Origin of the sequence: Anaerobutyricum hallii DSM 3353, from assembly GCF_000173975.1 — a bacterium.
GTDB classification, from domain to species: domain Bacteria; phylum Bacillota; class Clostridia; order Lachnospirales; family Lachnospiraceae; genus Anaerobutyricum; species Anaerobutyricum hallii.
Window position 1 is genome coordinate 1 of sequence record NZ_ACEP01000097.1, and the last position, 25,579, is coordinate 25,579.

General features: G+C 35.5%; 18 protein-coding genes, 1 pseudogene and 1 CRISPR repeat array. Of the genes and pseudogenes, 1 reads left to right on the top strand and 18 read right to left on the bottom strand.

Features of this window, described 5'->3' with window-relative positions; translation table 11 throughout:
- The first annotated feature begins 511 nt into the window (after positions 1 to 511).
- On the top strand, positions 512 to 2,167 hold the full coding sequence (locus EUBHAL_RS09610) for a hypothetical protein (protein WP_005348697.1): 1,656 nt from the start codon (positions 512 to 514) through the stop codon (positions 2,165 to 2,167).
- A gap of 275 nt (positions 2,168 to 2,442) precedes the next feature.
- On the opposite strand, the gene EUBHAL_RS09615 is transcribed toward EUBHAL_RS09610, so the two are convergent.
- The 18 genes and pseudogenes from EUBHAL_RS09615 to EUBHAL_RS09685 all read right to left on the bottom strand — a co-directional run bounded on the left by EUBHAL_RS09615 (position 2,443) and on the right by EUBHAL_RS09685 (position 25,540).
- Positions 2,443 to 7,935: a leucine-rich repeat protein gene (locus tag EUBHAL_RS09615; protein ID WP_005348699.1), complete on the bottom strand. Its 5,493-nt coding sequence runs from the start codon at positions 7,933 to 7,935 to the stop codon at positions 2,443 to 2,445.
- A gap of 26 nt (positions 7,936 to 7,961) precedes the next feature.
- The gene (locus EUBHAL_RS09620; RefSeq protein ID WP_005348700.1) at positions 7,962 to 8,276 is read right to left on the bottom strand and encodes a hypothetical protein; all 315 of its coding nucleotides are present in this window, start codon (positions 8,274 to 8,276) and stop codon (positions 7,962 to 7,964) included.
- Between the two features lie 204 nt (positions 8,277 to 8,480).
- Positions 8,481 to 9,119: a PrsW family glutamic-type intramembrane protease gene (locus tag EUBHAL_RS09625; protein WP_005348701.1), complete on the bottom strand. Its 639-nt coding sequence runs from the start codon at positions 9,117 to 9,119 to the stop codon at positions 8,481 to 8,483.
- Complete coding sequence (locus tag EUBHAL_RS09630; RefSeq protein WP_005348703.1) at positions 9,106 to 9,729, bottom strand: hypothetical protein; 624 nt, start codon at positions 9,727 to 9,729, stop codon at positions 9,106 to 9,108. Before EUBHAL_RS09630 ends, EUBHAL_RS09625 begins: the two co-directional genes overlap by 14 nt.
- Before the next feature lie 25 nt (positions 9,730 to 9,754).
- Positions 9,755 to 10,144: a hypothetical protein gene (locus EUBHAL_RS09635; protein WP_005348705.1), complete on the bottom strand. Its 390-nt coding sequence runs from the start codon at positions 10,142 to 10,144 to the stop codon at positions 9,755 to 9,757.
- Positions 10,131 to 10,283 (bottom strand): RNA polymerase sigma factor, encoded by a 153-nt coding sequence (locus tag EUBHAL_RS15390; RefSeq protein WP_330360912.1) that lies wholly within the window; start codon positions 10,281 to 10,283, stop codon positions 10,131 to 10,133. The genes EUBHAL_RS09635 and EUBHAL_RS15390 overlap by 14 nt, the downstream gene beginning before the upstream one ends.
- 7 nt (positions 10,284 to 10,290) lie before the next feature.
- Positions 10,291 to 10,683, bottom strand: coding sequence for an RNA polymerase sigma factor (locus tag EUBHAL_RS14875; protein ID WP_005348710.1), 393 nt, complete (start codon positions 10,681 to 10,683; stop codon positions 10,291 to 10,293).
- 336 nt (positions 10,684 to 11,019) lie between these two features.
- A CRISPR array of direct repeats spans positions 11,020 to 12,497; the repeat unit is 30 nt; unit sequence ATTTACATTCCATTATGTCTCTATTTTAAT.
- A gap of 265 nt (positions 12,498 to 12,762) precedes the next feature.
- Positions 12,763 to 13,182 carry a hypothetical protein gene (locus tag EUBHAL_RS14880; protein ID WP_005348715.1) on the bottom strand — a complete coding sequence of 140 codons (420 nt, stop codon included), beginning with the start codon at positions 13,180 to 13,182 and terminating at the stop codon, positions 12,763 to 12,765.
- A gap of 39 nt (positions 13,183 to 13,221) precedes the next feature.
- Complete coding sequence (locus EUBHAL_RS09645) at positions 13,222 to 15,180, bottom strand: CRISPR-associated helicase/endonuclease Cas3 (protein ID WP_005348716.1); 1,959 nt, start codon at positions 15,178 to 15,180, stop codon at positions 13,222 to 13,224.
- A gap of 22 nt (positions 15,181 to 15,202) precedes the next feature.
- Positions 15,203 to 16,294, bottom strand: a complete 1,092-nt coding sequence (gene cas5, locus EUBHAL_RS09650) for a CRISPR-associated protein Cas5 (RefSeq protein ID WP_005348718.1) — start codon at positions 16,292 to 16,294, stop codon at positions 15,203 to 15,205.
- A 15-nt stretch (positions 16,295 to 16,309) separates the two neighbouring features.
- Entirely contained in the window at positions 16,310 to 17,212 is a 903-nt protein-coding gene (gene cas7i, locus EUBHAL_RS09655) for a type I-B CRISPR-associated protein Cas7/Cst2/DevR (RefSeq protein ID WP_005348720.1), read from the bottom strand.
- A gap of 19 nt (positions 17,213 to 17,231) precedes the next feature.
- Entirely contained in the window at positions 17,232 to 18,623 is a 1,392-nt protein-coding gene (cas8a1, locus tag EUBHAL_RS09660) for a type I CRISPR-associated protein Cas8a1/Csx8 (RefSeq protein ID WP_005348721.1), read from the bottom strand.
- Positions 18,624 to 18,811: 188 nt separating this feature from the next.
- Positions 18,812 to 19,549, bottom strand: a complete 738-nt coding sequence (locus EUBHAL_RS09665) for a CRISPR-associated endoribonuclease Cas6 (RefSeq protein WP_005348723.1) — start codon at positions 19,547 to 19,549, stop codon at positions 18,812 to 18,814.
- A gap of 497 nt (positions 19,550 to 20,046) precedes the next feature.
- On the bottom strand, positions 20,047 to 21,054 hold the full coding sequence (locus tag EUBHAL_RS09670) for a PD-(D/E)XK nuclease family transposase (RefSeq protein ID WP_005348725.1): 1,008 nt from the start codon (positions 21,052 to 21,054) through the stop codon (positions 20,047 to 20,049).
- 582 nt (positions 21,055 to 21,636) lie between these two features.
- Positions 21,637 to 22,400, bottom strand: a pseudogene (locus EUBHAL_RS15395) (IS5 family transposase).
- A 102-nt stretch (positions 22,401 to 22,502) separates the two neighbouring features.
- Entirely contained in the window at positions 22,503 to 22,634 is a 132-nt protein-coding gene (locus EUBHAL_RS16370) for a hypothetical protein (RefSeq protein WP_005348732.1), read from the bottom strand.
- Between the two features lie 1,047 nt (positions 22,635 to 23,681).
- On the bottom strand, positions 23,682 to 24,113 hold the full coding sequence (locus EUBHAL_RS09680) for a hypothetical protein (RefSeq protein WP_242648779.1): 432 nt from the start codon (positions 24,111 to 24,113) through the stop codon (positions 23,682 to 23,684).
- 143 nt (positions 24,114 to 24,256) lie between these two features.
- The gene (locus EUBHAL_RS09685) at positions 24,257 to 25,540 is read right to left on the bottom strand and encodes a transglutaminase domain-containing protein (RefSeq protein WP_005348735.1); all 1,284 of its coding nucleotides are present in this window, start codon (positions 25,538 to 25,540) and stop codon (positions 24,257 to 24,259) included.
- Positions 25,541 to 25,579 lie beyond the last annotated feature (39 nt).

A 25,579-nucleotide genomic window follows, 5' to 3' on the forward strand; every position in this document is an offset into this window, starting at 1 on the left:
AGCGGAAAGATTTGGGGAAGAAGTCAGGAGAGATAGAAATAATCCGGGAAGTTAAATATTTCAGGATTGACACACGATTAATAAGAAAAAAGAGTATATTATCGGTGTACTATTACCGATAATCCGTTCTCAGCAAAAATATCATATATTCATCTGTTTTGATGTGTTTTCAGCGTACTACAACAATAATTCGAGTCAATCCTTCAAAAAACAACTCCACAGAAAGCCAAAACCTTCTGGAGATTCTCCAAATCCCTCCAGCAATAAATAGAATTTCCCTCCCCAGCCAAAGCACAGCCCCCGAAGAGAGTCTAGCCCCTATATTTGTGGCCTCGGAGCAAGGTTTGGATACGAGCGTGTATAAGCGAGTATTCAAACCGCCGCGACTAAAGTCACAAATATAGGGGCTAGACTCTCTTCGGGGGCGTCTCTTTGCCTGCGGCAAATTCCTATTTTCTTATTTCCTTGTCTGTGCTATACTCTGTTAAAATAGAAAGGAGAATAAATTTCTATGAAAAAGAAACAAAAACATCATTTCACGGGGAAGAAATGGATTGCAGCGCTCGTCGTTGTTGTTCTGATTCTTGCAGCAATTTACTATTATATCGCTCTTCCCGCAATAAACATCCATAATCCAGAGTTGTGGAAGTTTGTATTATTTTTAGCAGTGATTATTTTTGCACTATATGCCCTTCCAAAGACAACATTTACCGGTGACCGGAGACATCCTGTCAATTTCAGTGGCAATTATAAGACAAAGACATTCAAGTTTTTGGCTTCTCTTGTTGTTGTCATTGCCGCCGCTTATTTTGTCGGCACGCTTTTATCTTCTCCTGTTATTAATGCTTCCAAATATCAGAAGCTGATGAAGATAGAAAAAAGTGAATTTACAAAGGATATTGACCAGATTTCTTACGACCAGATTCCTCTGCTTGATAAGTCTTCCGCAGAAATTCTTGGAGAACGTAAGATGGGAAGTCTTGTAGACCTTGCTTCTCAGTTTGAAGTTGCAGATGAATACAGTCAGATTAATTATAAAAATAATCCGGTTCGTGTGACTCCTCTCCGCTATGCGGATCTGGTAAAATGGTTTACTAATAAAAAAGCGGGTATTCCTGCCTATATCAAAATTGATATGGCAACACAGCAGACAGAACTTGTCCGCTTAAAAGAAGGAATGAAGTATACTCCTTATGACCATTTTGGACGTTATCTTTACCGCCACCTTCGTTTCAAATATCCGACCTATATGTTTGATGACATTAATTTCGAAATTAACGAAGAAGGTACCCCTTACTGGGTATGCAGCGTAAAGAAATATAACATCGGTCTTTTCGGCGGTCAGACCATCGGACGCGTTGTCTTATGTAATGCCATCACCGGCGAATGTAAAGACTACAAAGTCGAAGACACTCCAAAATGGGTTGACCGTGTATACTCTGCCGATATGCTTGTAAATCTCTACAACTACTACGGCACATTAAAACATGGATTTATCAACAGTATTCTCGGTCAGAAAGACTGTCTGACCACAACAAATGGTTACAATTACCTTGCCATCAACGATGATGTGTGGGTATACACTGGTGTCACTTCTATCACAAGTGATCAGTCTAACGTAGGCTTCGTTCTTATGAACCAGCGTACTATGGAAACAAAATATTACGAAATTGAGGGAGCCATCGAAGATTCCGCCATGACTTCCGCAGAAGGAAAAGTACAGAACTTAGGCTATAAGGCAACATTCCCACTTCTCCTGAATATTGATGCGGAACCAACTTATTTCATGGCATTAAAAGATGCCTCCGGCCTCGTCAAAAAGTACGCAATGGTAAATGTACACAATTACCAAATCGTAGCAACCGGTGACACAGTAAATGACTGCGAAGCTTCCTATCGTTCCCTCATCCAGTCAAATGGCATGGGTTCTGATGAAGAAAGTAAAAAAGCTTCCACTAAAACAACAGCCGGCACTATCAAAAAGATTGCTCAGGCAGTTATTGACGGAAGCTCCCATTATTATATTGTGTTAAATGATTCTGATACGATTTATGATGTGGATATATCCAAATATTTGGATGCAATATTGCTGGAAGAAGGAGATAAAGTAACCATAGAATACACCGAAGGCAATCCTTCCACAGTAAATAAAATATCTAAATCCTGATTCAAATGAGACGCTCTCAGTAAATAAAAATAACCTATATTTGTGACTTTAGTCGCTGCAGTTTGAATACTCGCTTACACACGCTCGTATCCAAACCTTGCTCCGAGGCCACAAATATAGGTTATTTCCTTTTCTGACTTCGTCTGTCAGTTCTCCCGACCCTGCAAATCAAAATCCAAGTTTGTTAAAGTAAACAGTAAAGAGAATCTAATTTTTAGATGTCTGATAATATACGAATATCGTTGCTATTTTATCCATACATTATTTTTCATCTATTATTTTTTCACAAACTTACATTTTCCGAGTCCATACGTAGATAAGAGTTTCTTATAAACTTTATATTTGCTCTTTGGAACGTACACTTTCGCATGGTTCACACAAATAAATACATGTGGGTCTTTCAAAGTCTTTAATTTTTTCCCTTTGAAAACTATCTTTGTAATCTTTTTGTTATTACAAAATGCATGGGCACCAAAGAAGGAAACATTCTTTCCAACTGTAAGCTTTTTCATGTTCGCACATCGATAAAATGCTTTGTGGCAAATCTTTTCTACAGAATCTGGTATGATGACTGTTTTAATCTTTTTGTTTGCTTCAAATGCTCTCGTTCCAACAGAAGTTACATTATACTTAATTCCGTTCCATGCTATACTCTTTGGAAATGTGACGTTCTTTGCTCTGCGTCCTTTGATAAAACCAGCCACTTCCATCTGACCAGTTCCGTCTACGCTGGAATCTGTCACTTTATAGCGATAGATTCCACTTGAAATCACGTCACCCTGACGAAGTCCTACTAATACATTACAAGATGCTTTCTTTCCACTCTCTGTTGTAACAGTAATTACTGCTTTTCCCGGAGCTGCTGCGCTAACATTTCCATTCTTATCGACGGAGGCAATCCTTCGGGCTGTACTACTCCAGCTTAACTTATCTGTGCTATTAGATGGAGATACGATAGCTTTTAGAACTTCTCTGTTCTTTGGAGCAATTACCAGATTATTTTTATTGAGTTTCACGCCAGTTGCTGGAATTTTATTACTTACAGTAATCTTTCCTGTCGGTTCATCCATATAAGTATCTTTGATTGCATATTTTACTGTATATACTACATCTGACTTTCCACCAATGTTCGATGGAATATCAAGTGTGGCACTCTGACTGTCTGCATTTCCACTGGTACCAGCTTCCGTAATCAATCTGCCATCTGCATCAAACAATCCAGCCTTCATGTTATCTTCCAGACATTTTCCTTCTAAAGTGATTGTGTTTGCTCCTGCAGTAGCAATCATCTTTTCTGTGTTCTTTAAGACCTCTACTTTCGGGCCTACCCAGATTTTTACGCTGGAAATGATAGTATTACCATTCTCATCCTGCATCTCATTGGTTGTACTGCTATTTACAGCCATTGCAGAAATTGTAATATAGCCATATTCATCATATGTCTGAAGAATATTCTTCGCTGTATCAAGCTTGCAATTTATTCCATTGGCATCTAATGAGAAAATAACTTTAGCAGGATATGCTTTTAAATCTTCCTCACTATATATTTCACCTAACTCATCATAGCAAGTTGCTTTCAGTGCCGTTAAATCCAAAGTACTGTTAAATGGAATGGCCTCCGGTACTTCTTCTAACGTAATCTTCTGGAGCGAACGTACTCTAGGAACGCTTAATTCTACTTCATTACTTACCACATTCTGATTCAGCTTATTCGTTGCGCTGACTGCAATATTCGCTTTCTTGCCTGCTTCTACTGCTGCGATAACTTTATTGTTCTCAAAACGGAACGCTTTTTCATTATCCGAATTCCATGTAATGTCTACTTCATCCAGTCCATATTCCTCTCCATACTGGTCAAGACCTTTTACAGTGAAGTATTCATCGACATAAGCATTCTCTCCGTTTTTCAATGTACTTTCTGCATCTTTCTTCTCTAACTGAAGGGTATCCAGTACAGGCTTTTGTCTTACAGTTAAAGTAAACTGTACTGCCTGTGCTTCTATTCCATTCTTATTAGTAAACGTTCCCGTCAAAATAACATTGCCAGTTTCTCCATAGCCAAGTGTTCCCTCCGCTACAGATAACGTCTTTTTAGCTGCACTAAAAGATGCCTGTGTACTCTTAATCGTTCCTTTATCTGTCAATTTCCACTGAATTCTGTCAATTTCTTTCTGCGAAAGAATATATGCCTCTCCATTCTGATCTTTTGCTGTAAAGTTTACTTTCGTAAGATCATACTCTTCTCCTTCTCTTACTACTGCCGAATCACCGGTATATAATTCCTTCACATATGGTTTGGTAACAATGGCAAAGTCTATTACATTCGATTCTATCTTTGCATCATCTTTGCCTACGATTAACTGAAGCGTATCAGAACCTTTTACAAGACCAAGTAAAGTATCTCCTGTAACTTTAGAATACTTTCCGCCTGTCAGCCATTTGTATTCCTCTTTTGTCCAGTCATACTCGTCTCCATACTGATCAAGTGCAGTTACTTTTACATCTTCTTTTAAATCGCTGGAATAAGAATCTCCAATACCGATTCCGTCTTTTTCAATATCTGTCTCAATATTAAGTGAAGTCAGCTTCCTTGTCGGTTTTACTACCAGTTCTAATACATTAGATTCTGCATATACCGCTCTGCCTTTTCTTGCTCTTGCCTGAATCTTATAGGTTCCTGCCTTATCTATTGGAAGTTTATTCGCTACCAGATAATCAGAGAAACTGTCTTCTGCTTTTTCTCCTGAAAAATCAATATGCCATTTTACATCAGAAAGATCATTCCATTCGCCATCATACTGGTCAAATGCTTTTACTGTAAGTTTGGATAAATCAATAATGTCAGGAGTTCCTTTGTCTTTGAAAATAAAGCTTTCTAATGTAGCTGGTTTTGTATCATCAGAGATCTTAAGCGTTGTCAGCGCTTTTTCTGGAAGTGCTTTTACACTAATCCATTCTGAATGTTTGCCTCGGTAGGTTGCCCGAATCTGATAGGTTCCTTCCTTTGTAAAAGATACCCGGTTATTCTCAAGCTTGATTCCATCTTCTTCGTCAAGTCTTGCTTCCCATACGATAGGTGCACCGGAAATCTTCTTATCTGTACTGTCTACTGCATATCCCTTAATGTCTTCGTTACCAATCAGATTGACAGGTTCCTCACCAACATATATTGTCGTAGTTCCCTCTGCCTGAACACTTCCGTCAAATGGTTTTGCTGTAACATTTACCTTAATTTTTGCTGTTGCGTCAAGGCCTGCATTCGTAGCTGGTTGTTCATTCTCAAGACTGGTATATGTAGTATCATCATTAATCATATACTTAAGATACAGGGTTCCTTCTTCGTCTCCTGCTGTCAGAATCGCTTCACCGTTTGCTTTTTCCTCTGTAAGAGATGCAATATTACTGCCTGTCAGTTCCTTACCATTCTGATCAATAAGTATCCAATGGCCCTTATTCTGGTCAAATCCATAATACTCTACATCATTCTTGTTACTGCCTTTCAAGGTAACTGTACTAAGATCAAACGTATCTCCACTAATCATATTCAATGTCTTCACGCCATTTGTGACACTGATTTTCTTTAATGGATATAATGGTACAATTTCCTTAATATTTGAATTCATACTTACTGTATCATAATTAAGTACACCACCTGTGACGGACATCGGACAATGTGTTGACAGCCAGGAAACCTTATTTATAAGACTGTTGTTTGTTCCAGCTGCTGCTCTTTGTGCAGTATTGGCAGACTGTTTTACGGCCTTATTTGCTTTCTGATTACTATTGGCACGCTGTCCTGTTGTTCCACTTTCTGGTGCATTTTCCGTATAGTAGAAATTCACGCTGTTCAGCGCATCAAGTTCTTCCTGAGATACGCCCTGTTCCGCTAATGACTTCTTTTCTTCCTCACCAATTGGCTGAATCCATTTGTTATAAGTATCTCCATTCGCATTATAATTTATGTCATTATCTACTTCTTCACCATTACTATCCTTCACAGTTTTGTCATATATCGTATACTTCTTTGTATTTTGTGTCATCGTTGAAGGAACTTCTATTAATGATTCATAGCCAATCGGATATTCTGTTCCAGAAGGTTCGGATGAAAAAGTATGCTGAATTACACCGTCCTCATCTACAAGAATTCTATTTAGTGTAACTTTCGTCTTTTCATCTGTAAGTTCTTCTTCCTTAATCGTTCCGTTTAAAATATCTTTCCATTCCAGTTTCTCTAATTTATCTGCCGGATTTCCATCAGACCGTTTCTTTGTCCATCCATAAGTCTGTCCATATGCCTGCTCGTAATTTGGTGTCGCGGTATATCTTACTGCACGGTTATAAAGATTATCCATTGCTGTCGTTCCGCCTTTTTCAGACTCAGAACCAAAAATTGTGCTGAAATGGCTCTGACGATAGCCTGCCGTAGAGAATGATTGTATTTTCATATTATCATCATATACAGTACCTGATAAAGAGAAAACCGCTACTTTATAAGTAATCGCCACCGGACAGTCATATCCAAGCTGCACATTTGTTACTGCCTTAGAAGATTCCATTCCAACCGCTGTCTGTGCCGGAAGTGACATGCTGGAAGAAATCGTATTCTCGGAAGTCTCACTATATTCTTTTGTTTCAGAATATGCTGTGGATAATGCCTGCTCACAGGTCACCTCCATTTTTAAAGTCTGCTCCACCTCTGCAATCAGCGGAATCTCTCCGGAAAGTGTTGTTTCTGAGCCAATCATCTCACTGTAAGAATAACTTTTTCCTGTCTCTAACGTATTAGAAGTCGTCAGGGAATTCGACTGTTTAAATTCCATTCCAATATCTGCTTCCTCTTTCGACTCATTCTTATAATAACTCAATTTAGGATTCGAGTTGGCATTTGTCTTATAAGTGACACCCGCAGCCTGTCCATTTACTGCTTCTTTTAAAGAATCATACTTCTGTGCCTTTGTAATATACTCTAACCCTTCTCCGGCAATTACCGATAATTTGAAATCATAAAAAGCCAGTCCAAAAGTGTTATAACAAAATCTTGGTGTGGATCCTACACGGTCCACGCAAGTTACAAGCGAATATAAAACATCCTGCGTTGTGTCATCATCAATCTGCTTTAACGCAGCATCCTGGCCTTCTGTACTGTTAAGAATGCTGCTTCCACTAACCTTTCGATTAATTCCGGAAGCAATCTCTTCTGCTGCCTGCTGACGAACACTCTTTAAATTCTTAGCATAAGCAAGTCCTGTCCAATAGGTATTATCTTTTCCACTCTTTCTATCACTCTTAGGTTCTTTTTGTGATAGTGCATAAGCAACATCAGCATAACCATTTCTTGTACGGTTTTCTTCCCCAGTAAAGTTCTTAGCAAAACCTCCACCTGCATTCACAAAAGCGGCATATTTGTTATGGGTTCCATAAATCTGCTCTGCCAGAGATGCCCACTGTCCAATCAGACTGTCTGTTCCACCATCTGTTTCATTCCCACTTTGGAGTACGGCCTGTAAAAATGCAATCTGATTGTTTGGATCTACGCGATCTGTCACACTGCCATCATGAATATCAAAATACTTCTTATCATTAATAATGACAGAGCGAATCCCTACACGATTCTTTGTTTCAGTTCCATCACCATCATATCGATAAAGAACAGATACATTGGAAGCCGCCTGTGTTATCAGCGGAGCGGATAACCCGAATACTGCTGTTAAAGTAAGTATTGCGGCGAGGACTCTCGCTAATACATATCTTGTTTTCTGGTACTTCATACATTTCACCTCTTATTCTGCGTATCTCATACTTTCTTCTTTTGGTCTGATTTCTTATTCTGAAACCAGATACATACCATCGTAAAAATCACACCTGCTACAAAAGCAGCAACGGCGATAATCACATATAAATCCGCCCCATCTCTTAGGAGAACAGAGCCGTAACTGTCAACAACAGCAGGTACACCAGATAAATGCATCTCTTGAAACATTATCCCCATACATACTGCCAATCCGACGGAAAGGAGTGTCAAACTAAAAATGATACATCTGTCATATCGAATACGCAGAATATGAATACGCTGATGAATCTTTTCCCTCCTAATCTCCTTTGGGTTCATCTTTCTCCTCCTCTCTACTCATTTTTACATTGTACTTCTATAAAGACATAATAAAAAAAATCCTTTCACCTATTTAAAAAAATAAATGAAAAGATTTTAAAAAGATCTTCATGCATGCTTTGCTTATCAAATCAAATACCCTGTAATTGGATCGCAGGGTATACCCGCTTCCTTTTCTTTTGTAAGATCCCAATTTTCCTGACTTTACTTCATATGATTTAACTTTACCATCAAATGCCATACACTCACCAGCACAATAATCATGCCCGATGGAAACAAATACCCCATCCACCTCCAAATGCCATCTGCCGAAATAAGCAGATTAAAAATTGCATGAAAAACACCACATGCGCCAAGAAGTCCAACCATTCCCGTAATTGCAATTGCCCTTTGTCTAAATATATAGGCAAGTCCAAAGCCGATAAAAATACCACATAATATATGAAGCGCTCCCGTCGAAATTCCCCGTATTAATAAAAGATCAAAATCTGCAGCCCCATTCTCTGTTAAATAACACACATTTTCAAAAGTAGCAAATCCTACCGAAATTGCAATAGCAACTCTTGGAATCTGGTCTCTCTGCGGCTCAAATATTAAAATATAAAATAATAACGGAAAAAGCTTCATTACTTCTTCACAGACCGGTGTAATTTCAATGGAGGCCTCTATTGTATCCACTCCATAATAATTCATAAAAAAACTGCTGACATATGCAGAAAGCACACATATTCCCATTCCAATACAAACAAATAATGTATATTTACGTGCTTCTCCCTGAATAAAAATCAATGAAAGCAATAATGGAATACTAATACAAATGAAAATATTTTCAATGTACATCATCTTTCCCCACCTCCATAAATGTACAAGGTAATAACATCGCCATCGAAATTGTCAGCACAATATCAATGCAAAAATACAAATTAAACCTTGTATAGTCATGAAAAAAAGACGAACTTATATATAGACTCACCTGTAAAATTATACATAATAGAATACAAATGCTGCTTTTATATGGTGCATCGCCATATAAAATCTGAAAAACACTAATGTAGACAATCGCTCCTGCTGCTAATGTAAATACTCCCGTTGAAAGGATCGCCGGACCAAAAATCCCACTCCAGATTGAAATAATCGCCACACCAATTCCACAAATCAACGGAATCACTGATATCTTCATCCTCTGTCCCTTATATCCTACAATCTGATACGAATGCAGAAACAAATAACTGGCAATCCAGGAAATCTCTGATACATAAAAAAACTGTGGTACCTTTCCCCGGATAACAAGATATAGTACAAAGTAAAGTGTTCCCATCATAAAACAGCTATGCGCCAAAGCCAATATAATATACAAACGATTCTTGTGCAAAAACCAGCACACAATATCTGCCACCACAATTAGAGAAAATACTATTACCTGAAATATATTATCAATTATCTCAAAATTCATTCTATTTTTCCCCGCTTTGTTATTGTTATTCTTTTTTCAGACTGTTTTCGCGCACCTGCTGCGATTGTTTATATTCTTCTGCTTTTTTTCGATGTTCTTCCGCCTTACGCAAACGATACAAAAGTATCGTTACAGAAACACCAAGTGCAAATGCCAAAATTCCCATACAAATGTATCCAAGTGCCTCATAATTTCCCAACATACTAGCCATTCCTGTTGTATAATTAGTTTTTGCCCCAGAAGCGGAAGCCTGTTTGGTTACTTCTGGCATCAGACATCCTATTCCAATAATCATCACCAGGCATGTAGCAATCCCTGATCCACTGATTACTCTCTCTCTTTTTTTCTGCTGTTCTCTTTGAATCTCCAGCGTTCTTCTATGAATCAATTGCTGACGTTCTTCATTCGTCCGCATATATAAAACCTCTTTCCTCTAAAATCTTTTTTAAACTCTTCTTCCCTCTATGTACCAGATTTGTAACCTGTTTTTCACTCTTACCAAGAATCCGAGCTGCTTCTCTATAACTCATTCCTTCCAGACTAACCAGATACAGTACTTCTCTATACTCTCTTCAGATTCGCCATTCCTTCATAAAGATGCTGCTCCCGCTCCGACTGCAAAAGTTTTGCATCCACCAGTTCTTCGCTTGGTAGCTCAAAATCTACCTCATCTAAATGTAAAAACCATATTTTATGCTTCTGTCTATGCCGTATCGTCAAATTTCTTGCTGTTTTATACAGATATGCCCTAAAACTTCCTTTTCCATCAATCGGACGCTCCTTTGCAAAAATCTGTGCAAAGGCCTCTATCATCAAATCTTCTGACTCATGAATATCATGGATATATCCATTTATGTAATATGTAAGTGCATCCCCATATCTCTCAACAAGAATATCTGCACTCTCTTCTTTCCCGTCCAAATACTGCCGATAAGCCATCTCATCCGAAATCATGCCACTCCCCCTCTTCCGTATATTCTTGTTCTTTATTGTATATGAGTATTTGATATTTTGCAAAATTTTTTTGAATTTAGGGGGAAGATAAAAAATAAATAAATTACTCTGTCATGTCTATTACACTGTTCGTATATGAAATCAATCCCATTTTATCAATATATATTTTTGAACTTAATGCATCCTGAAATGCACTATTATCTGGATCAACAAATCGTCCCATACTTTGTTCCTCCTCTCATATATTTTCATCCATTTTTTATTATATCAAACGAACTTTCTACTGTGTCTCTATTTTAATCTAAAAAAATACTAAATTCCTACATGGTATTTTTCATTTACATTCCATTATGTCTCTATTTTAATGATTTTTCTGTAGAAATATTTTTTATCTAACCTCTTATTTACATTCCATTATGTCTCTATTTTAATTAATAAAACATTAAAAGTAGTAAAAACACGTCATTAATTTACATTCCATTATGTCTCTATTTTAATTATCATAATCCTCGAATGGATTGTTTACGCCGTCTCCATTTACATTCCATTATGTCTCTATTTTAATTTAGATGTGTACTGCCATGCAATATTAGCTGTGGTATTTACATTCCATTATGTCTCTATTTTAATAAAGACCGCAACGGCAAAAGATGCGAATGTGGCTTTAATTTACATTCCATTATGTCTCTATTTTAATGCTCTTACTGCACTTCTGGCCGCTGCCGTTACAAAATTTACATTCCATTATGTCTCTATTTTAATTCTATTTTTTCCCATGTTCCTCCAAATAAAATCGTATTTACATTCCATTATGTCTCTATTTTAATAGAAGTAGCATCTGATTTAGAAAAACCAGATGCAAAATTTACATTCCATTATGTCTCTATTTTAATAAAACAGTAGACTACTTTTTTTCTTAGCTTTATCTATTTACATTCCATTATGTCTCTATTTTAATGATGACGTGCGTGGTTCTCTGGCTGCCATACAAGCTAATTTACATTCCATTATGTCTCTATTTTAATCTAAAGACAGCTCATTGAGCTTCTTACGCACTTCTATATTTACATTCCATTATGTCTCTATTTTAATCAGTATGCAAATGGACAGCTCCTTTGCCTTTCTGATTTACATTCCATTATGTCTCTATTTTAATTTTATCTGGTTCTTGCAATGTCCGCAATAATTTTTATTTACATTCCATTATGTCTCTATTTTAATGTCCAGAAGTGTTAATAATTTCTGCCAATTTCGTTTATTTACATTCCATTATGTCTCTATTTTAATGTATGTATCATCTTCGTAGAAATATCCTTTTACTTCATTTACATTCCATTATGTCTCTATTTTAATCGGAGGTAAGAAAAATGAGCAATCCCAAACACGACATTTACATTCCATTATGTCTCTATTTTAATTAATACTTAATCCTAAAACTTTTCTAATCTGATTATTTACATTCCATTATGTCTCTATTTTAATGATAATCCTTAACAGATCGGAACCAGCGGTCAAGCTATTTACATTCCATTATGTCTCTATTTTAATTACGTTGCGGATCTTATAAAGTTTAAGCTTGAGTATTATTTACATTCCATTATGTCTCTATTTTAATCACAGAGGTGCAAGGACTATCTGTCCCATGCTCTTGAATTTACATTCCATTATGTCTCTATTTTAATTCATTCCCGATGCTTACTTCGTATATTGCATATTTATATTTACATTCCATTATGTCTCTATTTTAATAATCAACAGCGTTAATGGATACTGCCGCCGGAATCATTTACATTCCATTATGTCTCTATTTTAATCCATCCTCCCCATCTCTTTTTATTTTCTTTCTTTTCCACCCACTTTCTGTCGACCTATCAATAGCTATAAATATTTTACCATATTTTTCTTGTTTCTTCTACAAGATTGATGGAAAATGTCCTATTTATCGTGTTTTTTAATCGCTGTCAATGTACGGGGATTTTTACATTATTGGAGGTCGACATTTTTTATGTAACATATCTCGCAACAAAGTGACACAAACAAAAATATTATAATAACACGATATCCACATTTTATGCTTTGCTATTCATTATCTTCCGTTTTCTTTGTCCATTCTATCGGGCTATATCCTTTTTTGTCATAGTTACATTCCATAACTTTGATTTTCTCATATTTTCCTATTTGAATTGGTTCATAATATTTTGCTTTTCTGCCAGAAGTTTTTTTGGAATTTAGAGCATCCTGATAACTTTTCCAATGATAATATGGAACGTTAACGGTATACTTCATAATCTGGTTTCTTAATTTTTGTCGCTGTATAACAGAAAGATCCGCTTGTTTTAGCTTTTGAACGCACTCCAAGATTTGAGTAGATTTTTCTTCATAGACTGGACTTGGAATGATTGTTTCTGTTACAATTTCACGTAATTTCTTTTCATTTTTTTGATAAGAATACGGTCTAATTTCACTAACATATTTATATGTTTTTTTGAAGCTGTTCATAAAGTAGCTGTTCTGTATATTTTCTGTAGTGAAATATTTCTAAAGCATCTCCTGTTTTTGACTTTCTGTCAATATTCCCTCATGTTCAGATATTGCTTTTTTAGAAAGTTCATATAGCGTAGCATCTATAAAACCATATACCTTTTCCTTGCCTCTTCTCCCAGTTCTTTTCGTCTTTCCAATCAAATCTGCAGAATCAATCTGCAGGTAAATATAACAGTTAGATTCGAAAACACTCTTTAAGCCTTTGCGATTACACCGTCCCATTCTCTGTAATAGGGAGCATAAATCCTGTAATTCTGTTACCAGATAATCAAAATCAATATCCAGACTTGCTTCTACAACCGAGGTTGTTATCCAGATTCCGCCCTTCTCGACAACATTCTCCGACTTATTACCAGTTTGTCCAAACTCTATAATTTCTTTTTCAAGTTTTTCTCTATCTTCTTTTATAAAGCGACTATGGAAAATATGAATTTCTTCCTTATCATATTTTGCTTTTATGAGTTCGTTCACATCATCAAATATCTTCTGTGCAGTTTTTATTTTATTGCACACAACGAGTATCTTATTGCCTTTATGTGGATTGCTTTTACATGCTTCTTTATTTTTCAGATACAGCTTTACAATATCTTCTGCATTTATTTTTTTATCACAAACCTTGATATGATGTCTCGCTTTTTTATCATCAATAAAGACTTCCTGATTTTCTTTTGGGATATTGAGATGCTGTTCTAGCAATTCTTTTACAAACGGAGGCAGGGTTGCTGTTAATATGGCAACTTTTCCACCCATCTTCACGATTTTTTCCAATCCAAAAATGAGATATGCCAGTAATTCTGCATTGTACATCTGAATTTCATCGATCACAATCCTTGAATAAGATAACGTGGCCAGTTTTAATTCATATCCCGGATACTGGAAAATGAAATCAAAAAGCTGATCTAATGTTGAAATATTCAGCGGCAGTGAAAATTGTTTCCCTCTTTTCACATATTCATAAATATCTTCATCTGAACCTTCTATATTCTTTGTATAGTATTCTAATTGTTCACTATGTAAAATTCCTACTTGCTCATCAATTTTATCTGAATTTACAAGCATATCTTTCCTAAGCCTGTTATATATCGCGTTAATTGCTGTGCGAATTGGCAAAACAAAAAATCCTTTGTGATTCCCTATCCAAAGAAGGCCAGCTTCTGTCTTTCCCATTCCAGTCTGGGCAACCACAATGATATTTTGATTTTGTTTTTCCTTGCAAAAATACTGTAGAGAATTCCAATCAACAGTCGCCCTTTCATTTTCATTTTTATCCTGTTCAGACAATGCAAACTCCTCTGCCGATTGTATCTCCTGTTTTTCCTGATCTGCAGGATTATTCCATTGCATTAAAAGATATTCTAAGCCAGATAACAAAAAATCATTTCTAAACTCTATCGGATAATGACCACTTGCAGCGTAATCACATTTATGAAGCAGACCTTTCATTTTCACAGCTTTCTCATCTTTTAACCCTATAACTTCACTAATCTCCTCTTCGATCCCTATAGGAAGGCTATATATCTCATCCTGAATATCCGGAAAAGCATCCTGTGGAAAAATATTTTCTAATTGCCTCTTGCTACTTGATACCATTCTCATCAAATCAGAATTATAATGATGATATAATATTGCAAATAACATCCTGACATAATTCTTTTTATCTTCAGGATTTATTTTGTTGACTCTTTCTGAATCAACAAAAAATAGAGATAATACATTATGCGGAATTTCTTTTTCCAAATCAAAATGAAGCTTTTTATTCTTCATTCTTGCCTGAAATATTTCATTAATTTTCCCTAAATCATGATACTCACAGGCTATTTTTAATAATTCATACATTTCCTTTTCAATGTATCCTAATTCATATAGTTTGTCCAACGCTTCTCTTAGAGCTGCATTATGTATCACTAATGTTGTAACTTTATCCGACTTAGCCCAATACTTACTTGTATCCATTTTTTTCCATCTTAAAATAATATTAAATAAAATTCACTATATATTCATCTTCATCAATATATACATTTTCTCCAACTTTATTAATTTCATAGTTTGAAGTATACACAACTTTCTTTTTTTGAAAAATTCGCTTTCCATTCTCAGGCGATATCTCATAATTTTTATTTAAATAATAGACCGTTCCTCTGACATATTTATCCTTTCTCCCCAAAGGATAAATTCGCACTCCTTCCGAATTACCTCTTTTTATCGTATCATAATCAATATACGCCGAGTAAATATTATTCACCTCTTTATTTAGTTTCTCCTGCAACTCTACTATCTTCGCCTCCTGCACATCCACCATATCCTCGCTACGTCCAATCGACTTGATATCCGTCCAGTGTTCCTCTAAATCATGCAACACTTCATCAGAAGCCTGTACGTGAATAACCAATTCAATATTATTTAAAATCTCATAATATTTTACCGACTTCACCAAATTACGGAAATGAGAAAGTGGCTCTGTATAATTTTCATATTTATATTTTTCGAACCATTCTTTTATCTGCTTTTCTATCTCTTTTAGTTCATTCTCTCTCGTTAATACAGCAATACAATCCAGTCCTTCCTGCTTCCTTACCTTCTTTTTTTCTTTTAAAGTTTTCTTTCTCTTTTTAATAAGGGCAAGTACGGGGTTTAATCTTGTTTTTTTGAATTCTGTGATGCTATCATTTAAATCTTTTAAACGGCGATATTCATCAAGCAGATTCTGATTCTCAACCTGAATCGTAACTCCTTTACGAAAACTGTTTCCCTGTGATTTCTGAGTATGTGCCACTCTCACAAATGCATTAGAAAAGAAAGAAGCATTCGGAAGCCACACAAGAATCCCTCTGTCATCCTCTAGTCTGTTTAAAAAGCAATAATCCGTATATGGCTCCCTGTGCATAGATTCATATTTTCCCTGTATACTGAGATTCATTTCTTTATATTCTGTATAGCCACAGGCATTATGCAATGCACCAATTACTGTGGAAAACGGAGGCAGGGGATAGGTCATCTTATTCTTTATCGTTTCTGGTTTTCTATAGTTTGCACTGGTCTGTTTTATTATCAGACGAAACGCTTTCATCCTATGGCCTCCCTCCTACTTCATCACATCAAAATATGTTTTAACGTCTTCACCAAGTTTGCTGAAAAATTCAGATACTCCTATCGTTTGCAGCTTTTCTTCTATTTCATCTTCATTTAACAAAGCCTGTCCCTTTAATAGTCCAGCATAAAATCCCTGGTTCTTCTTTTGAATTAAATCTTCGGATAGTTCCAATTTATCTTCTTTTACATGTACTACATTCTCAAAGTAATGCGTTTTTCTGTCAGACAAACCTCCGACAATAAAAATTGGTTCCGCATTATCCAGATTCCCTTTTACAACAAGGCTCAGATTCTGTATTGCATTAAGCAAAAGTATTACTCTTTCTGCTTTTTCCTCCGGTAATGCCTCCATATTAAAGTTCTTATCTTTTCCTATCATCTCCAGATCAACCGTAATACTGTAACATTTTAATCCTTTATCATACTCATACTGATATGGCATCAGTCCCACCTTATCCGCATTGTTTTGAACATTTAATCCATTTGCCTGTGCATAGTTACTTGCCAGATATAAATTATTATGAAAACGAGGCTCGTTTACAAAGCTTTCACAAGAAATCGCATCGGTAACATAAATAGAACTGTTGCGGATATATGTAGTATCTATTGTGTTCATATAACCGCCTTCTAACGCCCGGCAATTTGCTGCATTCAACTTCTCACTTACTGCCTTCTGCACCACAACTTTCTGCTTTGAATTATCCGAAATCGTCTGCAAATCATCGTATAATCCAGCCTGTACCATAAGTGCATTTTTCAAACTTTCTCTGCTTCGTATCGTATAAATCTTTCGGTTTTTAAATACCTTCTGTACACTTGCTATATTTCCAAGATTCTCTGCGTAATTTGATGTCATATTTGCAACAACTGTAAGAGTTAACGCTTTTTTCTTCATTTTTTAATCCCCCATTTATCTATTTTGCTTTTTCGCTACCCAATGCTTTTTTATCTGGTGCTTTGCCCAATGCATTTACAAAGGCATAGGCAATGTCCATATTTTTCTCAAAATCTTCAAACAGATCAAATGCAAAATCAAATATCATATCTGCATAATTGGCCAACTGCACAAGAATATTTAAATATCCTGTATAATCTTTTAAAATAAGCGTACTCGTCAACCGCTGCCTATATGTTCTCCTCTTATTTTCTGGTAACTTTCTTATAAGTTCTTTTGCACATGCAAAGGCTGATCTTTGTCCTTTTTCCATCGCAGCTTCACTCCCCTCAATATACTGATTCAACTTTATCAATGCGTCAACTAAATAGGCTGATTCTTCTCTTAGAAAAAATAAAATCAATTCATCCGCTCTCTTTAAATTCAAAATGCAGTCAATCACTTCCTTCTGAATATCTAAATCATAATTTTCCCGCATTTTTCTTTTAAAGCAAAATGATTTATAATGTTTTTTAAAATCTCGCAAAACCTGAATGCTATGCTCTCTAATAAATAACGTCTGAAAAAAATCATTGGGCTTATCCTGTGTAGGTCGTTCCTTTAAAATAACTTCTACATCATAATTGATAAAATCTGCCGACTCCTGCATCGCCCGAAATAAAATTTTCCTTGCATCCCGTATTTTTTTACCTTCTTCCGTCCGCTCTTCTTCCATCTTTTCCGCAAGCAAATCATTTGTATGTATCAGTTCCTTCACGGAATAACTGTCATTCACAAAAAAAGATTCATATTCACCAAAAAATCCAAATGGAACAAAATCCAATAATATAGAATCCTCTACCACATTAATATTGTTATTAAAAGCAAATGCAGCTCCTCTCGACTTTCTGCCCGGATCAACGTAATATCCCTGCAAGCGACAGCAAACGTCTGACTTTTCTTGAAACAACTGACTTTCATTTGCAAAATTAGCATACATACTTTTTTTATTACGAAAAGTTTCCCGAATAAGCACCAGACGGTTCTCATCTATCATCTCCAACAGTTCTTCCTGATTCGAACCATCAAACTTCTTTTTAGAAAATACTTTTTTCATAATAGAATTTTCCTTCAGCAACTTGTTCACCAAATCAATCATTTCCTTTGAAAATTCTTTTCTGGACAATATTTCTTCTACCTGAACATGTGGAAATTCCTCTCCATAATAACTCTCTGCAAATAGTAAAAATTCCTCTTTCGTAATAGAATCACTGCAAAACTTAATGCAGTCTTCATCTACTTCATAGTCCTCATCTTCCATTTTATCCCGGTCTTCAAAATATCTGCTTAACCCTACGATTGCTGCCGAATACCTCCAATCGGAAGGTTCGACCATTATATCAAAAATATCATTCTCTAATCTTGTAACCATAGTCCTCCCTTCTGCACTATAGCGGAAATTAACTAAAAAATATTTATTAACATTTCATCATCCAGCAATTCTATAATCATTTATTCCAGGTCCTATCTGTAAAATCCCATCTTATCTTAACGCTAACATTCCTATTATAGAACTCAACTCTTTTATTTACTGGCTTTTAATTTAAGCAAAAAGTTCAATTATAATTGCTCTATTATGGAACATAGACCGTATCCGATAGCCGTTCTGCTCGAAGCACCTGCTTGATAAAAATACTGTAAAATCATTGAATCTGCCTCTACTATAAACGTAATTGCTGATACATCAATCATAATTCCATATAACCTGGATACAACTTTTTTTCCAGAAACAGGCTGAAACTTGATTTCTTCTGCTAACCTTTTAGGAAATCCCGCTTCCATTGCCTGCCTCATCAGGGATTGCCTTGCTTTCTCTTCAAACTGCTCCTCCCCAATCACATAATACTTATCCCTGTTCGTCTCTCTGGAATGATCTCTTACAACCAGTCCACCACCTGGAATTGTTCGAAACATTACTCGATTGCTTATAATCACATTTTCCTTCACATGAGCGATTCTCTTGAGTGTCATCGCATTCTTCTCAGGAAGTGGGAACTTCTTATACTTCATTCCCATAAAAGCCATAGAGAAAATTAATCCCGTCCGATTCCGATCATCCGCAGAAAAAATCATCTTTAGCCGCGGAGTTTTAAGCTGTATCCTCTCCCCCTCATACCTGGGTTTGTCCAATATAATTGAAAAAGAATAATCCTTCCTTGCCGTCCCACCAAAATACCGTTCAAAAAAATGTCCCTCATGCGACTGTTCCAATGTCTTCTTTAAAAAGGAAACAAAAATTGCGCGGTTATCGGCAGGCAGCGAAGGCTTTTCTAAATCAAATAGTAGTTCAACCCTCATTATGTGTCACCTCCTATTGAGGTTATGATAGCACTGTTAGGTATTGTTGTCCAGCATTTATTAATTTTATTCAAATAATTACATAAGGGCAGTATACTAATTTTGATTTTAAACAATATAATAACATACAGCATTTTTATAAATGTTTTTTCTAAAATTTTCTTTTAAATATTTTTCTATACTTTTTCTGTAAAATACTTTATAATAATTCAACGATAGTAATAGTCGCATGTCAAATACAGAGTCACATTGGAATGTAGAGTATGTAATTATCTGCAACAAAATTAAAAGTAGCTCCATATTGGAATCGGAACTCTATGATTATTGACTATATGCAAAAAGCTCCCGATACTTTGGTATCGAGAGCTTTCGCTTTGTAATTATATTTTTTCTTTTTCATCATGGTCATTGTGCAGATCAATACATTTTTGATTTTCTCATTTTATCATGTTATAATTTTATCTACTCCATCATTAATGGACTTCCCAATACATCTGCTATTTCATTAACGGTATCCCTATTCCATTTGATATCTCCTTTAACTTTTCTAATGCATAACCTGTATATCTTTCTATTTTTTCAACCGGTTCTCTTTCCTGTATCATCATCTGTGCCATAGATATATTTCTTTCTTCTCTTCCTAATTCTTTGCCCTGTTCTATTCCCAGCTCTACAAGTGCCTCGCTTAAATTACACATCTCCTGCACCTCGCTTTCAAATTCTACTGTCATCGCTATCTCAAATTCATCATTTAGTCTCTGCTTTTTCTCTTCTGGTGTTATCGTCGCAGAGAACAATACATTCAGTAAATCTAGTATCTCTAAATCACTACTCTTATCCGCATCTCCCAGATTGAGAACTACTACCTCCATCAAATCATAATTTTTTTCTTTTGTATAGGATTCTCCGTAAATTATATCCTCTACCGTGTGATATTTAAATATTCCATTCTTTCGTTTTCTCGCCGGATCTGGACAAATCCATATGCTGTAGACTTTTTCTAGCTTCTCATAATGTTCATCTGTAAATACAGTTCCATATTGTTCGGAAACCATTCTTCCACAGTAATAAAATCCTCTCTTTACAATTGGGTATCCTGGCGTATCATCTAACTGTATTTCTAGATTAAGAATCAAACGAACTATTTCGTTACTCTTTGGCAGAAAGGCCGGAAGACGAATATCATAATATATTGTATGTTCCTGAATCGAGTTGGATTCCGTATTCATGCCTTCCACTCTTTCGTCTCCATCTAATTTGTTATCCTTATCTAATTCATCATCTAATTCATCCTGATGTACTGCATGGGTTGATACCTCAGCTTCTTCTTTTAAGCAGTTATCACAGATATACTGCACTCCGTATTGTGAAAATTCTTTTGTACAGGATTTTAAAATCCACGCTATGATTGCCTTGTAGCTCAGCAATTTCTTTGCACATTCATCGTACTTTGCACGATTCCCTGCTATGTCAATTGCCTGTGCTAAACCTGTCTGACGAATCATCAAAACACCTCCAAATTATCACATTACCTCTTTGCTTCCCACGCTATCGCATTATTTATAAAAAAAACTTTGTTTTTAAGTTAGTCTTTAAACAAATAAATAGCATTTCGATTATATTATCACATATTTTTTCATTTTTGTTGATTTTCTGACAAATTATGTTAATTTCGTGATAAGGCAAATTATTTTACAAATCAAAAGCAACAATATGATAATTTAGTATTGAATTGTCTTCTCTCATATTTCCATTATGTCTCTATTTTAATGTAGAATTAATTTAACGGCAGTGACAGGCGGAGAAAAATTTACATTCCATTATGTCACTATTTTAATATTTCTTCTTTCTATCTACCGGCTACCTGTTACGAACATTCTACCATATTTCACTTAAACTTTCTATTTGAAAGCTTCTTAACTCTTTATTTTTCATGATTCTATAATACTGTCGATACCATAACATTCTAACTACATTAGCAATCAATATTTTCCCATTATCTATCATAAAAAACACTGCCAAATGAATCTGTTATCTGGCAGTGTTAAGACCGTACTAGAGCGTGTTTGAAAAACATTTTAAGTTGTTCATTTTAACCAAATTAATATTGAGACGATGCATACAAAACCTAGAAAAGTGGACGCCAGTTTATCATAACGTGTCGCTATTCGGCGAAACACCTTTAATTTGAGAAAATAGTTTTCTACTAAATGCCTCTCTTTATAAAGCCACCAATCACAATGTCGGTCAAACTTTGCCCCTTTTCTGGATGGGATTGTTGGTTCTCCACCATGAGAGTAGATATAATCAAGTAATTTATTGCTATCGTATCCACGATCAGCTAATACGTTGCTTCCATTCGTATTTATATGTTCAAGCAAAGGGATTGCGTAATTGATATCATTACGTTGCCCTTCACTAATCATAAAATATACTGGATAACCATAAGCATCTACTACCGCATGAATTTTTGTGCTGGCCCCACCTCGGCTGTGTCCGATTTCGTTTGGAGACCCCCTTTTTTGGCACCTGCACTATGTTGATGAGCCGAAACAATAGAGGCATCCATAGATAATTCTGTTAATTCAGCCTCAAGGCTTAGAACACGGAAAATGTTATCAATGATACCATCGTCAATCCATTTTCGAAAACGGGAGTATACCGTTTGCCATGCACCATAACGTTCTGGAAGATCACGCCAGGGTGCTCCACTACGAGCAATCCAAACAATCCCGTTAAGAATTGTTCGATTACTTTTTTTAGGACGGCCCTGTTTTCCAGAATTTTCAGGTGGCAGTAAAGGAGCAATGCGGTTCCATTCATCGTCAGTTAATTCGTATCGTCTCAACATAGTAAACACCCCTTTTTTCTTTATTTTAACATGAAAAAGGGAATTAGAATATATGTTTTGTGCAACTTTTATTTTTCAAACACGCTCTAGAGCGTGTTTGAATTAACAACTCTCATTTTCTACTCCAACTGAAAATACCTGCTGTACTTCATAAGCGATAATTCCCATCGTTGCGATTGCATTTTTATAAATAGGATAATGTCTTGTTGATAGGAAGGCCTTTGCTACGGACATCCTCCACCAGATGACAAATGTTCCATCTTCTTCAAGATTAACATCATATTTATATTTTTTATCGAGTATAGTTAGTTCCCCATTATCTCCACGTTCAATTCCCCAGTTATATTTTGAGATAAATCATATCCGACATCTAGTTTCTGCTAAAAACTTTCCAAAACAAGTAGCTTTGCTATCTGAAATTCTTTCTTGCATCCCCACTTTCCTATTCTTTGCATCTTTATCTCCGTCGATTTATCTGCTCTTATTTAGCGAAAAATCAAACACTTTATAATAGCAACTGGAATTAATACCCAGCCAAACATAAAACCAAGTATAAATCTTTTGATCCACAATGTTCCCATAGGACCAATAATAATTTTGTTTGCATAAATCGTCTGACCTACGGATCAGTATCCAAGTACTATGTATAAAATCCATACAATTCCACTAAGTGTATCTGCCATAACTTTCTCCTCCTGTGTGATGTGTTGTTGTTTTGTTGGTTTTATTATACGGATTGGCATGGACAGAAATTGTCCATGCCATAAAAAAATAATTATTCGAAAAGAAATCTTTTTACTCTTCCCAGAGAACCGAATGGTGTTGGAGCGTGTATAGGATTTTTTATTTCTGTAGATGAAAGCATAGCGCAGGTATCTTCTAAACTAAATATTCTGAATCTGTCTATCCATATTCTGCTTCTTTATAGAAATTCGCACATACCCATAAATCTTTCTCATAATTTTCTTTCTGTATCACAAAAAACGACCATTAGATTTGACACTTAATTTTATATGATTTGTCAAACCTAACAGTCTACTTTTGACACTATTCATTTATAGGTTTCTTTTGATACTGCTGACCTATTCTATTTCTTACAGAAAAACGTCAGCAATTTCTTTTTCGTCATATTATCTTCATTCTTTGCTCACAACCTGTTCACAAATTTCCAGTATCATAAAACCATCAAAAACAACAACAGATTTTTGATAGATTTTTTCATACTTTCCTCTCTTTTGAAGCCGGCGTTATGTCGGTTTCTTTTTTATCTATTAGATTGGATTACTCATTCTCTATAATTTCCCGTACCTGCTCAACTTCCATATCTAATAAATCACTTATCTGTTCTGCCCCACATTCTTTTCTATACATCTTAATTATAGTTTTGGCAACACCTTTCGCAATGCCATTTTCCGTTCCCTCTGCATATGCCTGTTCTTTTATTCCCTGACTCAGATTACACATATCATTCACATCCTTTCTAATGTCACTTTCCAATGGAATATCAAATTCATTTCCTATAATATCAAACTTCTCATCTACATTTAATTTAGCAGATAATAATGCTCCCAGCAAACGATGAAGTTCATATCTTTCTTCTTTTTCTGGAAGGTCTTCTGCCAGACCAATCAAAACAATATTTGCAAGGTCTATGTCACCTTTCCATTGATAAGTACCGACTACACTTTCCTGTGTAAAATGAATATAATTCATACAGTTTTGTGACATATTCATACAAACCCATATGGAATATACTCGTTTTATATCATTATAATTGGAATTCACAAATTCTCTACCCTTCTGTGAGGAAATCATCCTGCTGATATAGAATACTGCTCTATTTAATTAAATAATAACTAAATACCGTAAAATCCTCCTCGTTTATGATTACTTCCACTACATTTAGGAAGTCCCTTTGTATCCCATGACATTCCAATTTCATTTTTCCAGGTTTTGCTGCCTGCCAGAAAATATCCGCTCTGAGCATCGACAATATACCATTTTTCATCCACTTTCACCTGATTCCATTGATGGCTTGGATTTAATGCCTTTTTATTGGCATGAACATAATAACATGGTACTCCAATGGCATCGCATAAAGCTTTCATCCCTCTTGCATATCCAGAGCACTGTGCTTCACCATATACCAATGCTCCCCAAGCTGTATTTGCTCCATTATACTGCCAGCCTCTTGTCGCATACTTACAATTCTGGTTAAGATAATTAAATGCAATAAATGCTTTCTCATAGTTGCTCATACCTTTTTTGATATAGTTTGTTTTAAAACTCTGAACAACTCTTCGAACCTGCATTAACTGATTGTTATTAAGTGCCGGGCCATAAATACTGCCTTTTTTGTAGGCTCCTTTTACAGTAGGCTTTTTCAATGATGCTTTACATACATATCCAAAATTGCCATAAACCTTTTTACCTTTCACAGTTCCGTAAGCACGTACTTTATAGCGGTATACCTTATTCTTCTTTACCTTTTTATCTACAAATGTAACCTTTTTACCGCTTTTGATTGTCTTAATTACTTTCCATTTCTTACCTTCTGTACGATAAATCTGATATCCTTGCGCTTTGCTAACACGACGCCATTTTATCTTTACTTTTTTCGCATCAGCAGAATAAATATTTAAAATCTCTGCTGTATCTAATGTTACTGCAACAGATACCGTTCCAGACATAATTTTACTTCCATCGTTACATGTGAGAACTACTTTATAAGAATAACGATTTCCCACAGTAACAGAATCATCTTCAAATACTACTTGTCCAGCTACCTTTGTATTATCTGCATAGCAAGTTACCTTTTTCTTATTACCTACAGTATACCAGCCTTCACTGTAAGTATTCCATAACTCCCCTTCTTCTGTGAAATTATCAACTAACTGAAATGCTCCGCCTGAAGTCGAACGGTAAATTTCAATCTTCTGATAACCATTCATTTTAAATGTTGCCTCAAAAGCTACCTGACTTCCACCATATGCCTGAATATTTCCAATCTTCAATGAATTTGCCGCCTTAACCTGTACAGAATTTGTAAAAATTCCTATTCCTAAAGTCAGGCAAAACATAAGAGCCAGCATTATGTTTTTGTTTAAAAGTTTCCTGTAATTGTGCATTGTTTTTTTCATTGCTTTTCCTCCTCCTTATTTTTATATATTTTATCACAT

What these genes read in the sequence shown, in the direction of transcription:
- EUBHAL_RS09610 (WP_005348697.1), top strand. Translation starts at nt 512, where the DNA reads ATGAAAAAGAAACAAAAACATCATTTCACGGGGAAGAAATGGATTGCA.
- EUBHAL_RS09615 (WP_005348699.1), bottom strand. Translation starts at nt 7,935, where the DNA reads ATGAAGTACCAGAAAACAAGATATGTATTAGCGAGAGTCCTCGCCGCA.
- EUBHAL_RS09620 (WP_005348700.1), bottom strand. Translation starts at nt 8,276, where the DNA reads ATGAACCCAAAGGAGATTAGGAGGGAAAAGATTCATCAGCGTATTCAT.
- EUBHAL_RS09625 (WP_005348701.1), bottom strand. Translation starts at nt 9,119, where the DNA reads ATGATGTACATTGAAAATATTTTCATTTGTATTAGTATTCCATTATTG.
- EUBHAL_RS09630 (WP_005348703.1), bottom strand. Translation starts at nt 9,729, where the DNA reads ATGAATTTTGAGATAATTGATAATATATTTCAGGTAATAGTATTTTCT.
- EUBHAL_RS09635 (WP_005348705.1), bottom strand. Translation starts at nt 10,144, where the DNA reads ATGCGGACGAATGAAGAACGTCAGCAATTGATTCATAGAAGAACGCTG.
- EUBHAL_RS14875 (WP_005348710.1), bottom strand. Translation starts at nt 10,683, where the DNA reads ATGATTTCGGATGAGATGGCTTATCGGCAGTATTTGGACGGGAAAGAA.
- EUBHAL_RS14880 (WP_005348715.1), bottom strand. Translation starts at nt 13,182, where the DNA reads ATGAACAGCTTCAAAAAAACATATAAATATGTTAGTGAAATTAGACCG.
- EUBHAL_RS09645 (WP_005348716.1), bottom strand. Translation starts at nt 15,180, where the DNA reads ATGGATACAAGTAAGTATTGGGCTAAGTCGGATAAAGTTACAACATTA.
- cas5 (WP_005348718.1), bottom strand. Translation starts at nt 16,294, where the DNA reads ATGAAAGCGTTTCGTCTGATAATAAAACAGACCAGTGCAAACTATAGA.
- cas7i (WP_005348720.1), bottom strand. Translation starts at nt 17,212, where the DNA reads ATGAAGAAAAAAGCGTTAACTCTTACAGTTGTTGCAAATATGACATCA.
- cas8a1 (WP_005348721.1), bottom strand. Translation starts at nt 18,623, where the DNA reads ATGGTTACAAGATTAGAGAATGATATTTTTGATATAATGGTCGAACCT.
- EUBHAL_RS09665 (WP_005348723.1), bottom strand. Translation starts at nt 19,549, where the DNA reads ATGAGGGTTGAACTACTATTTGATTTAGAAAAGCCTTCGCTGCCTGCC.
- EUBHAL_RS09670 (WP_005348725.1), bottom strand. Translation starts at nt 21,054, where the DNA reads ATGATTCGTCAGACAGGTTTAGCACAGGCAATTGACATAGCAGGGAAT.
- EUBHAL_RS16370 (WP_005348732.1), bottom strand. Translation starts at nt 22,634, where the DNA reads ATGTCCGTAGCAAAGGCCTTCCTATCAACAAGACATTATCCTATTTAT.
- EUBHAL_RS09680 (WP_242648779.1), bottom strand. Translation starts at nt 24,113, where the DNA reads ATGAATTATATTCATTTTACACAGGAAAGTGTAGTCGGTACTTATCAA.
- EUBHAL_RS09685 (WP_005348735.1), bottom strand. Translation starts at nt 25,540, where the DNA reads ATGAAAAAAACAATGCACAATTACAGGAAACTTTTAAACAAAAACATA.